Source organism: Anaerorhabdus furcosa (genome assembly GCF_900167375.1).
GTDB lineage: Bacteria > Bacillota_I > Bacilli_A > Erysipelotrichales > Erysipelotrichaceae > Anaerorhabdus > Anaerorhabdus furcosa.
The window spans coordinates 110,841-123,488 of sequence record NZ_FUWY01000007.1 but is presented as its reverse complement, the minus strand read 5'-3'; the positions used below and the strand labels follow the sequence as shown (position 1 = coordinate 123,488).

Annotated in this window: 10 protein-coding genes; 2 read left to right on the top strand and 8 right to left on the bottom strand. The window is 30.3% G+C overall.

Annotated elements, in window-relative coordinates; all coding sequences use genetic code 11:
• The first annotated feature begins 37 nt into the window (after positions 1 to 37).
• A complete protein-coding gene (gene udp / locus B5D14_RS10635; RefSeq protein WP_078712614.1) occupies positions 38 to 814 on the top strand; it encodes a uridine phosphorylase in 777 nt (258 codons plus the stop codon).
• Positions 815 to 1,402, top strand: a complete 588-nt coding sequence (locus B5D14_RS10630; protein ID WP_078712613.1) for a histidine phosphatase family protein — start codon at positions 815 to 817, stop codon at positions 1,400 to 1,402.
• A 68-nt stretch (positions 1,403 to 1,470) separates the two neighbouring features.
• Here the strand turns inward: B5D14_RS10630 and B5D14_RS10625 are convergent, their stop codons facing one another.
• The 8 genes from B5D14_RS10625 to aroQ all read right to left on the bottom strand — a co-directional run bounded on the left by B5D14_RS10625 (position 1,471) and on the right by aroQ (position 12,643).
• Positions 1,471 to 6,381, bottom strand: a complete 4,911-nt coding sequence (locus B5D14_RS10625) for a hypothetical protein (RefSeq protein ID WP_078712612.1) — start codon at positions 6,379 to 6,381, stop codon at positions 1,471 to 1,473.
• A gap of 268 nt (positions 6,382 to 6,649) precedes the next feature.
• Positions 6,650 to 7,483, bottom strand: coding sequence for a tyrosine-type recombinase/integrase (locus B5D14_RS10620; RefSeq protein ID WP_078712611.1), 834 nt, complete (start codon positions 7,481 to 7,483; stop codon positions 6,650 to 6,652).
• A gap of 219 nt (positions 7,484 to 7,702) precedes the next feature.
• Entirely contained in the window at positions 7,703 to 8,785 is a 1,083-nt protein-coding gene (locus tag B5D14_RS10615; RefSeq protein WP_078712610.1) for an amidohydrolase family protein, read from the bottom strand.
• Between the two features lie 194 nt (positions 8,786 to 8,979).
• A complete protein-coding gene (locus B5D14_RS10610; RefSeq protein ID WP_078712609.1) occupies positions 8,980 to 9,474 on the bottom strand; it encodes a Gx transporter family protein in 495 nt (164 codons plus the stop codon).
• 8 nt (positions 9,475 to 9,482) lie between these two features.
• Positions 9,483 to 9,818: a NusG domain II-containing protein gene (locus tag B5D14_RS10605; protein ID WP_078712608.1), complete on the bottom strand. Its 336-nt coding sequence runs from the start codon at positions 9,816 to 9,818 to the stop codon at positions 9,483 to 9,485.
• A 38-nt stretch (positions 9,819 to 9,856) separates the two neighbouring features.
• The gene (locus B5D14_RS10600; protein WP_078712607.1) at positions 9,857 to 11,227 is read right to left on the bottom strand and encodes an MATE family efflux transporter; all 1,371 of its coding nucleotides are present in this window, start codon (positions 11,225 to 11,227) and stop codon (positions 9,857 to 9,859) included.
• A gap of 40 nt (positions 11,228 to 11,267) precedes the next feature.
• Positions 11,268 to 12,200: a Gfo/Idh/MocA family protein gene (locus B5D14_RS10595; protein WP_078712606.1), complete on the bottom strand. Its 933-nt coding sequence runs from the start codon at positions 12,198 to 12,200 to the stop codon at positions 11,268 to 11,270.
• Positions 12,197 to 12,643 (bottom strand): type II 3-dehydroquinate dehydratase, encoded by a 447-nt coding sequence (gene aroQ / locus B5D14_RS10590; RefSeq protein WP_078712605.1) that lies wholly within the window; start codon positions 12,641 to 12,643, stop codon positions 12,197 to 12,199. The genes B5D14_RS10595 and aroQ overlap by 4 nt, the downstream gene beginning before the upstream one ends.
• Positions 12,644 to 12,648 lie beyond the last annotated feature (5 nt).

Here is a 12,648-nt window from a genome sequence, read left to right as displayed (position 1 = left end):
ATAATGATGTTACAACAATTGAAAGGTGGATTTTATCATGATAGATTACTCAGAAGGCACAGGAAAACAATATCATATTGGCGTTGCAAAAGGCGAAGTTGGACGCTATGTTTTATTACCTGGAGATCCTAAGCGATGTGAGAAAATTGCGAAATATTTCGATAACCCTGTACTCGTTGCCGATTCAAGAGAATATGTAACTTATACTGGTGAATTAAATGGCGTTAAAGTATCTGTTACATCTACAGGTATTGGAGGACCTTCAGCTAGTATTGCTATGGAAGAACTAGTTGCTTGTGGTGCAGATACATTCATTCGTGTGGGTACTTGTGGAGGTATGGATATTGATGTTAAAGGTAGCGATGTTGTTGTAGCACAAGCTGCCGTACGATTTGAAGGAACATCAAAAGAATATGCACCTATCGAATACCCAGCAGTAGCTGATTTACAAATTACCAACGCTTTAGTTCAAGCAGCAGGAAAACTAGGACAAACATGTCATGCTGGTGTTGTTCAATGCAAAGATGCATTCTATGGCCAACATCGTCCTGAAACTCTCCCTAACTCTGTTGAGTTGCTTCGTAAATGGGATGCTTGGTGTAAATTAGGATGCAAGGCATCTGAAATGGAATCAGCTGCATTGTTTATTGTTGCAAGTTATTTGCGTGTTCGTTGTGGTTCTTGTTTCTTAGTCGTAGCAAACCAAGAAAGAGAAAAACAAGGATTAGAAAACCCACAATGTCATGATACTGAAATTGCTATTAAGGTTGCGATTGAAGCATTGAGAGATATTATTGAACAAGATAAAAAATAAATGACAATTATTTATTTTATTCGCCACGCTACATCTGATCATGAAAATCATGATGAAAGAAAGCGTGGATTAACTGAAAAAGGATTAAACGATTGTAAACTTGTAACGGATTATTTAATGGATAAGGGAATTGATTTACTTTTCTCTAGTCCTTATCGCCGTTCATTATTAACAATTCAAGATTTTGCTGATACAAAGCAGTTAAATATTCAAGAAATTGAGGACTTTAGAGAACGTAAAGTAGATTCAGGTTGGATTGATGACTTTAAAACTTTTGCAAAGAATCAATGGGAGGATTTTCATTATAAATTGAATAATGGTGAGACCTTAAAAGAAGTTCAAGATAGAAATATCAGTGCACTACAACAACTTCTAATAGATCAGCAAGGAAAAACATTTGCAATTGCCACTCATGGAACTGCTCTATCAACTATCATCAATTATTACCAACCCTCATTTGAATTTGATGCATTTTGGCATATTGTGGATATCATGCCTTGGGTTGTAAAAATGACTTTTGATGGTACTACATGTCAACATATAGAATCAATTGATTTATTCACGAATTCCAAAACACATATCTACTAACAAACAAAAAGAAAGCTAGAAGTTTAATAACTTCAAAACTTTCTTTTTTATTACTGTGCTTAGAAATCCTAGTTGTCATACCTCTTCTCTTTTAAGAAACTTAACTTCTTATTAAATAAGTTTTTGTTGTCAATTTCCATTTCCTTTTGAAGACGACGTTCTTCACTTATTTGTTTCTCAAATTCTACTAGGCGTAGTTGTTCATCATCGATTTCATTATCAAGCGATTCTATTATTTTTTGATATTTGTTTATCATTTTTTGATAGAGTTCAGATTGCTTATCTTGACTACTTAATTTAATTTGGTGGATATCGTACTCTTCCTCTTCCAACTTCTTTAATTGTGCTTTGCGTCTGTTTAATTCATTTTCAAATGATTTAAATATCTCTTCATAATCTACTATTTCATCTTCTGAGAAATATTTCATATCCAACAGTTCATATTCATTATGCAACTTACTTATTCCCTTTGAAACAAGACTGTTTTTCTCTTTTAAGGCCGCGATATTGTTCATGAACTCATTTTTGATTCTTAGCAAATTCGCATCCATTTCTTCATTACTCACTTCTTCTTCATTTAGTAATTGACTGCGTAAGTTTTCCATCTTATTCAATTCAATTACATCTTCTTGTTCATCACTTGCTTGATGTTTATGAATTCTTTCTTTGTATTCTTGAATATAAACATTGTTCTTTGCAATTTGCTCATTTAATAAAGATTCATAGAGTTGTTCTTTTTCATTAACCATTCTTTCAAGCTCATCCATTGTTAATTCAAAGCTTTCACCCACACTTGCCTTTTCCTTTTCAATTCTTCTTAATTCTTTTTCTAATATCTTGTACTTACGTTTATTTTCTTCTTCTATCATTGCTATTTTCTTTGCAGATAGCTTATCAAAAATCTTCTTTTGCTTTCCAATTATTCTATCTATTTTTTCTTTCTCTTCTGCTAATAAATCTTCTTTTGCTTGGACATTTGCCTTTAGTTGATTCTCTTCTTTTTGACGAATATCACTATAGCGAATTTCTTCTTGCTCTAATTCTTGACGCAATAAAATAATCTTCTCTTGTTTTTGATTTATTTCATTTTCAAGATTTAAGACATTTTGTTTGCATTCACTCTCATATTGATACTGCTTTTGTTCTTTTTCGTATTTACGTTGTTGGAATTTTTCTTCTAACTCTTGAATATTTTGAACTATACTCTCTTCTTGCTTTTGTAGTTCTGTGAATTCTAAACTTAGTTTTTCTATTTCCGGATTATATTGATTATAGATTTCATCTTTTTGTAATTGCATTCTTTCTTCAGATTGTTTAATCCGTAGACGTATTTCTTCAAGTGATCTATTCCAGTAGTTTTCAAAGTCAGCTTTTTCTTTGTTACGTTGCTCTATTCGTTTATTCTCTTCTTCTTGTAAAGTAGTTATAATGTTTTCAAGTTTAGTTTTTTCTAACGCAAGATTTTCTTCGCCTACTCGAATCGATTCATCAATTTCCATTTTTTTAGCATCTAATTGCTCATTTAATTTTTCCTTATAATCTTCAAAGTCCGCAATGAAATTATGAAGTATTTCTTCATTTTGTATAGTAATTGTCTTTTTCTTTTCTTCTTGCTCTTCAATGAATTTTTGAATAACTTGCTCATGCTCTGCTTTTACTTTATCAATTGCTTCTTGGAATTTTTCTGAACGATTTGATGTCAATTGATTAATTTGCTCTTCAACTTGTTTTTGAACTGTATACAACTCATTTAGTTTTTCTTCATTACTCAATTTTGCGGATGTAAGTTCATCATGAAGATGCTGGATATCTTCATCTAGATGATTGATCATCACTTTGTAATTTGATATTTCTCTTTCTTTGTCATCTTCGTATATCTTTTGATTTCGCTTGTAATCTTCAATGAATTTATCAATAACTTCCTTCTTTTTCTCTTGCTGCTTTATCTTTGCATCAATTGAATTTTTAACTTGAATCTTATCTAGCTCCAATGCATTTGCTTTTGCCACCAAATCATTCTTAAATTCATTGTATTGCTTAATACTATTCTCTCTTGAAAGTTCTGCTTCTTCTTCGAGTTGATTCTTTCTTTGCTCAAATTCTTGTTGCAATATAGTAATTTCATCATCGTATTTTTGCTTTTCTCTATCAAATTCTAACGTTGTTTCTTTTATTTCATCTCTTATTTTATTTAAAATGCGATTGTTTTCTTCTAAACTCAATGCATATCTAGATTCTAATTCTTTTTGCTCTCTTAGTACTCTGTTCTTTTCATCTTCTATTTTATTTTGAATACTTAAAAGCTCAGCATTTAATTGATTGGAGTAGTTTCTTCTAGATATTTCATACTCTGTCTTTAAATAATTAATGCGTTCTTCTTTTGATGTTTCAAGTTGTGCTATTGAATCATCAATCTCATGATTTTGGTTGTTGAATTCTTCATTCAATGCGCGTTTTAACTCGTTTAATTTTTGATTTTCATCTTGTTGAATTAACTGATAATGATTGACTAATTCATCAAGTGCTACTTCTGAGTGTTTAATTTCTTCTCGTTTTAAACTAATTTCTTCCTCTAATTGATTAACTTCATTTAAATATCCTTCTAAATCATTTGTATTCTTGCTGATTAACTCATTTTTCTTAGATTCGAATTCTTCTTGTACCTGGCTCATATGAAAAACCAATTCATTTTCTTCTTCTGCCATACGTTCTAAATCAATTGATAATACTCTGATTTTTTGATTTAGATCAATTGCTTGTTTATTGAATTCATTTGCTATTTCTTGGATATTCTTCTGTGCATTATCATTTATTAATGAAAGTTTATTGTTATTATCTAATTTGATTTTATTTAACGCTTCATTGCAATTTTCTCTATAATCACTTAATCTAGCTAGCGAATCTTTTAATTGACTTTGTTCATGATCAATTTTCAGTTTGTATTCTTCTTCTAAGAATTCCAACTTTGATTGACTTTCTCTAATTTCTTCTGTGATCTTCTTTGCGAGTTCTTCACTATTTTTATTTAATTCAATAATTCGTTGTTCATGATCACTTTGTAGTTTTTGGATACTATCTTCATAGTATTCTTGCATTTCTTCTTTTTTCTTTAAAACTTCTTGTTCAAATTTTTCAATACTCAATTGAAACTTATCTTTTGATTTTTGGATTTTCTCTTGATGATTCAACAATAAATCTTGTCGTTTTTTCTCTAAAGATTTTAAACTTTCTTCATGCTTACCTTGTTCAATTAACCTTTTTTCTTCTATTGCTTCAATATTTTTGGAAATTGAAAGTAGTTCTTTATTCAACTGTGTAATAATTGATTTTTTCTCATCAACTGTAACTTGTTGCGATTTCTCTAATTCTTTGATTTCTTTCTCAAATATTGCGATCTTTGTATCATTTTCTTTTCTTAGAGTTTGTACTATTTTCTTATTCTCGTCTGCTTGTTGAATACAATGATTTGTTTCTTCATCCAGTTTTGCTTTTTTCTTCTTGAATTCTGTTTCTTCCGATTTGAGTTGTTCTTGAATTTCCACAATTTTTCTCTCATACTCTTGCTTTATGTTAGACAATTGTGCATGATGAACAGATTCAACATTTTTCATATCTGCTTCACAAGTCATAATTCTATCTTTTAGATCATTGATCTTTTGATAGTACTCATTCTCAATCATTCCTTTTTTTGTTTCTATTTGTTGTTTATCTAGTTCTAATTTCGTATCTTTTCTTCGTATTTCTTCCTTAACAAAGTCTAGATGGCGATTGAACTTTTCTTCTTCGTCTTTGAGTAAATCACGATAAAAACAATAGAGAGCATCCACCTCTATTTTAAGTTTGTCATCAAGTTCATTAGTTTTTCTTGTTATTTCTTGTTGGTACTGTTCATATTCAAGATTCAGTTTTGATATAAAGTCTTGAATTTCATCTTGTTCATGATCTCGTTTACTCTTAAAATATTCGACTTCTTGATTATACGTATCACTTATTACACGATATTCTTGTTGAATCTCATCTAACCTGTTTTTCAACTCATCTTCAGCTACTTCTAATTCCTTAATTTTCATTGAATGCGCTTGTAATGAATTTCTTCGCTCTAATTCATATTGGTCTTGTTTCTGTTTTAATAAGTTATTTAAATCTTCTTCTTGTCGATTTAGTAATTCTAATTCTGCTTTCTTGGAATCATAAAATGCTTTGTTCTTTAAAGCATATTCATCGAAGTCAAAAGCCCATAGTTTTATTCTATTTCTAAGGTCTACTTTTTTACTTTCCAACTCAGCATTTTGATTGTGTTTATATTGCTGAATTTGATCATTATAATTATCGATTGTTATTTCCTTATTTTGTAATAGAACACTTAACTCATTTTCTAATTCTAGAAGAGTTCTTGAATACTTTTTTTCTGCTTCTTCTATTTGGTCCTCTATATTTTTAATATCCCTTTTTTTCTCTTCTAAGCGTATCAATGCCTCAGATTCTGTATTGTCTTTTACAGCATCTAATTCATGCATCAGTTTCTCTTTTTCAACTAAATATTTCTCTTTTTGAACGGCTTTATTTTTCAATAATTCTTCATTTATTTTCTCTTCTTTATCAATTAATTTTTCTTTGACTTTCTCTTTTGATTTATTTGAATTATTCCTAATAGAAGTTTTCTTCTTGCTTATTTTTTCATCTGCAATAACAGCTTTCTTAGATAGATTTTCTATTTTGCCTTCCAAAAGTGAGGTCTCTTCTTTAACACCCTTAATTAGAGTATTCAGTTTTTTCTTATTTTGATTGATTTGTTTCTTTTTTGCATTATATTCCTTTTCCTGAATCACTTCGTTTTTCTCGATTAAATCATCAGCTTTTTTTAACTCTTTTTCTATCTGATTTATACTCTTTTCCTTTTTATCAATTTCTAACTGAATATCGCTAGGCTTTAGCTCTTTAGTTTTCTTACCTATCCCAAATATATTTAATCTACTCATGTTATTATTCCCCCTATTTTGGACCAATACAACATAATTCGCATTATGTTGTATCATAAATAACTAATTTAAAAGGAAAACTATATTTTATGGGTGGGCAGAACTGAAATTGAAAATCGAAAACCACAAAAAAATTAAGTCTAGAAATAAAGAACTTAATTGTTTTGTGCTACATAAAAAAAATTGTATTAGTTAAATTTAGGTGATAAAATGGTGTAAATGATAAGCGAGGAATATTTCAATACAACATAATGCGAATTATGTTGTTTTAATTTATAGAAAATAGTTTTTCCAATTGTAATCTACACTCATTTAGGTTGCTTGTTGAGATGTAAATTCTTGTTGTTTCTATACTACTATGTCCTAAAAAGTCGGCTAAACGTGCAATATCTCTTTGCTTTTTATAATACTGTTTAGCAAACAAATGTCTGAAATTGTGGGGAAATACTTTACTTTGAAGTACTTTTGCTTTTAATGCCAGATTTTTCATAAGTCGCCAGATATAGAAGCGGTCAATTGGCTTCCCACTTTTTGTAATAAAGACTGCACCAGATTTGATATTTCGATTCTCACAATATTTTTTTAATCTTTTTGTTAGATTTTCAGTTAAAATAATCGTTCTTATCTTTCCTTTGTTGTTAATGACAACCTGCCTTTTATTTAATGAATCCACGGTAATACTTTTAAGTTCACTTACTCTTATACCTGTTTCTGCAAAAGTACAAACAACATTCTTTGTACGTTCATCATGAAGTAATCTTGCTTCTTTTAATAATAACTTATAGTCATTAAGTTCTAAACTTCTTTCTTCTTTCCTATAGATCTGTTCTTGATGTTTGTAGATTTTGACACAGTATTCTGCTCTACCTATAAATTTAAGATAGTTATTAACTGCAACAATCATTGAATTTGAACTCGTTACACTGTAGCTTAATAAAAGATTTTTTTTAAACCCGATCACACTTTCTTTTGAAATATCCATGTTGTTTGCAGTTAAGTAATCCAGATATTTTTGAATATCTCTTCTGTATTTTTGTATCGTATTTTCACTTTTTTCTTCATTCTTAAGTAATTCACAAAATTGATTCAATTGCTTTTCCATTTTTCCTCCTACTACACTATTTACTGAATATCATACAATATTGTATGGTGTATATGATTATTATTTAAACAAATATTTTAAAATTTCTTTAAAGTAATTTCTTATCAAAAGTTAGCATTTAAAATCTGGGACTAATAAAAAATAGTGGTAATCATCCAATCTATGAATGATTACCACTATAACTATGTCCTGCTTTTTACATATTTAATTTAGAACTTATTACTCTTCATTGCTTTTTAAATCTTTAATAATTATATCATTAATATATAATAACTCATTTGGGATTTTTAGTAACAAACATGCATTTTGATAATACACTTTTTTCAGTACACGATTAGGTAATTCAATACCATAAATATACCAACGACCTTGTCGATGATGTTCAAAACATTCATCAAATGTTTCTAAGAAACGTACTGAAGTGATGAAATCTTGATCATTTAATGGTGTACTATCTGTTCCAAATAGAATTCTATTTTGATATTTAATAAAAAATTTACGCGCTGCATAGGGAACTCTTCCCAGCTCAGCAACACATCCCGCCATATCAATAAACATATTAGAGCAAGCATCAAGCTGTTTTGCCACATAACTTAAATTCTCAACATAGGAACCAAAGTGTCCTACAATGAATTTGGTTTGTTTATTTCCTTTAATTACGTTTTCTTGCATCTCTAATAATTCTTCAAAGGATGGGCTTCCATTATTATAATGTGATTGTTTTGGATTATTTATTAAGGTTTCAATTTGTTCGTTATTTTCATTTATAGCTTTGAAATAAGCTTTACTATCTCCTACTCTGATATATACAGGAATATCAAATTTCCTCGCTAATTTGTAGATAAACTTTAACCTCTCATCGTCCAAGCGAAGATAATTACCCTTCTTATCTTTATAAGTAAAAGAAATCTGATGTTCTAGTCTTATTCCTCTAGAACCTCTATGATAGCAAGCTAATATATGATCTGTAGTTTCCTCTTCAAATGTTTTGGAACCAAAATTAGAAAAATCAATGGACATAAAAGTTGTAATGTAGTGATTGTAATTTGTGGTAAACTTCATCATCTTATCAAAATCATCTTGATATAAACCATCCATATTCACAATATGCTTTACATTTAATTTAACTAATTTATCTAAATATTTCTTTAAATCATATTTTGACTGATACTCTTCTCCTAAGCCTAACTTACCTAAATGCGTATGAATATCAATGACTGGGAATCTTGCTTTTTTAATTTCAGTAAGTTTTCTCACACATTCTAATTCGGGCTTATAATCTTTTAATAATAATTCTTTCATATTAGTAACCTAGAAAGATTATTACTTTCTTTACACTACAATTAATCCTATTCATTTTGCATCTCCCTTAAAACAATCCCTTAGTACCTTATATCGTATTTCACTTGTTTTTTCAAGTATTTCAGGGTTTTTATTTCTTTATTTACTACATAATCCAAGAAAAAGAACAAACCATTTAGTTTGTTCTAGATTTACTATACTTTTACTCTTTTTAACGCTTCTTTCGCTACAATACCTGTAAGAATACCTGTAGGAATTGCTGCAATCAATAAATAAGGTACAATCGCAATCATACTTGCTTGTTGGTAGATAAACATCACCACAAAAACTTGACCAACAGTATGTCCAATCGAACTTAACGTTGATGTAAATAAGAGCGAAGAATTCATTTTCTTACATAAGATTAATACAATACTACTTAATGCCACACCACCAAATGCTATCCAGAAAGTTGTTCCAAAGATTAATCCTCTAAGTAGATTACCAATCACAACACGCATGATGTTCACAATAATCATTTCCTTAACACCTAAGATTTCAATTGTGATTAGGGCAATGATATTAGCTAAACCAAATCGTATTCCAAATGGTAAGGGGGGAATTAGTGTTGATTCAAGAATATTAATTGTAATTGCCATTGCACTTAAGAGTGTAATGTACACAAAACGTTTTGTAGAATTAGTTTTCATATTGCCACCTATTTTAATTCAACAGATATTTCGTTTGGCAAACAAATAATGGGTAAATAACTATCTGCTGATACCCAACCTGTAGAACTACATACATGGTTTGGGCATTCTTCATTTGTTACACGCCACTGACCCTCTTTTACTTCAACCATGAGCTTTCCATAACTGCCATCAAACCAATATTCTGCATCTTTATTTGGATCAAATTCCAATACGGTATCACTTTTGTAAATAACACGAACTACATCTTTATTTTTCTGCGTATTCATGAATTGAACAGCAATGAAAATTACTGCTGCAATCACTACTACGCCAAGAATCATCATCATTTCTTTTTTCTTCATTTTTTACCACCTAACAGGAGTATTATATCAAAATTTTACTAATCTACCAAAACTGTCATGTCGTTTGCCCATTTTTCCTTACGTACGTAGATAATTCCAAAGACAAATCGAATTAATTGTTCAAGCTGAGTAATTAATAAAACAAGTACGATACTACTCATGTGTAGTAGATTAACACAAATAAACGCGCTAGGCAACCCAATAACCCATAGAATACCTGAATCGAGAATTTGGATTACTTTTGATTCGCCACCAGACTTTAAAATAGAGAAAATAATGAAATTAAATAGACGCATGGATACCTTAACTGCCAGTACCCAAACAATTTGGACTGCTAAAAGTTGTACAATTGGATCATCAAGTTTAAATATAGATACCATTGGGTTTGCGAAGATAACCATACCAAGAACTAAGATGATAGACAGAATAAATGATAATCCCAAATGATAATTGGCATCTTGCTTTGCTTCTTCAATTTTACCTGAGCCAAGTTTAACCCCAAGTAAGATCGCAATGGTACTACCATAACCATAAACAATGAATAAGAAAGTATTATAAATTTGGTTTCCTACATAATAAGCATCCATACTTGATTTACCAAGTTGTCCAAAGGCTTTGATAAAGAGTGTAGAGCCTAAACCAAACAATGTTTCATTGAAAATTAATGGTACTACTTTTTTTAAGATAGGAAATGCGAATACTTTATCAATCTTAAACATTTCAGAGAATGTTCCAAAGAATGGTTGTTTTGTGATAATCGCATGGCTTAAATAAATTACTAAACCAATTGATTGTGCAATTACAGTACCTAATGCTGCTCCAACAACTCCTAATTTTGGGAAGATACCAAACCCAAAAATAAGACAAGCGTTGAGTATTGCATTGGATGAAATCGTAATAATACTAACTAATAAAGATACTTTAGCATTTTGGATACTACGATACATATAACTAAACGCAAAGTTGATACTACCCACAACTAAACCAAATTTCGCAACATCTAAATATTGAAGACTAAACTTAACAATTTCTGCATCTGGCATATAAAACAAAAGAATTTGTTGTCCAAAAAAAGTTGCGACTAAAAACCAAAATAATGCGTTACCTAATGCTAATAATAAACTCAAACCAAATGTTTTCTTCAAATTTTTATAATCTTTTGCACCATAAAATTGTGAAGAAAACATACTTGTTCCTCCAATTGATCCATAGGCGATCATTGAACATAGTGTGTCAATTTGTGCAGCAGTACCTACTGCAGTTACCATACCAATCCATGAAACCATGAGTGTATCCACAATACCCATACAACTTGATAATAGATTTTGTAGTGATAATGGTATCGCAATTTTTGCAGTCTTTAAATAAAACGCTTTTGGACCAATGTATTTCTTAAAAAACTCTTTCATTCTACATACCCCCTAATGTTCAAAAAATAACCCACTCGAGTTATTTTTCTATAATTTGTATCATTTCAATACTTCTATTTGCAGATAAAACAGGGCTTTCACTTAATTTTTGATTTATACAATCAACGAAATGTTGAATCTCAAATGTAAATTCACTGGTGAAATCGAAATGCTTTTTTACTACTTCATTTCCTTTGACAAGTTGAATCTCATGACTTTTCCAAAAATTGTTTGATTCAATAAAACCATCTTCACCATAAATCATTACTTTATTCTCAGTTTGTACATCGATACCGCCTCGTACGCTTGCCATAACTCCGTTTTCGAAGCGAAGTAGAATTTGTTCAAAACCATCACATAAGCCATTGTGATCAATACTCATGCTTTTCTTTTCAACTACTGGTGAATTCATTAAACATGTAACAAACGCTAAAGGATAGACTCCTACATCAAACATACCTCCACCTGCTTCATCTTTCCAATAAACCCAATGGTCTTCACCAAAGAGTTGACGGTAGCTATAACTTGCATCAATGTATTGTACTTTACCAATTGCATTGAATTCAATCCATTCTTTAGCTTGATTAAATACTGGTGTAAAAGGTGCTTTATTTGCTTCCATAAGAAGTAATTGTTTTTCTTTAGCATAAACAAAGCATTGCTTAGCTTTTTCACTACTTCCCATCAGTGGTTTTTCACACAGTACATGTTTTCCATAAGATAAACATAAACGAATAAGTTCATCATGGGTATGGGGTGGTGTTGCAATATAAACTGCATCAATTTTTTCATCCTTCAATAAATCAATGTATGAAGTATAATATTTTTCAAAATTATACTGTTCTTTCACTGTCTTTGCTCTTTCCTCATTTCGCGATGCTACCGCAATGATTTTAGCACCAACTACATCTTTCATTCCCAAAATAAATCGATGTGAAATTTTACCTGGACCAATTATTCCAAAATAGATCATTGTTTTTCACCAATTGCTTTAATGAGGACATCCATTGCCATGATGTACCCTTGTGGACCATGTCCCTTAATTTGCTCTATACAATAAGGAGCACAATAAGAGTGGTGCCTAAACGCTTCTCTTTCTTTTATATCTGAGAGATGAACTTCTACAACAGGAATAGGTGCAATTGCTTTAATTGCATCTGCTATGGCAACACTTGTATGTGTATATGCAGCAGGGTTAATCACAATACCATCAATATTCTTAAAATAAGCATCTTGAATTATATCAACCAATGTTCCTTCATGATTACTTTGGAAACATTCTACTTCGATTCCTCGTTGAATCGATTCACTTTGAATTAATTCAATCACTTGATTGAAATCCATTGTGCCATAAATTTGTTTCTCACGAATACCAACCATGTTAATATTGGGACCATTGATGATATAGAACTTCATACTTA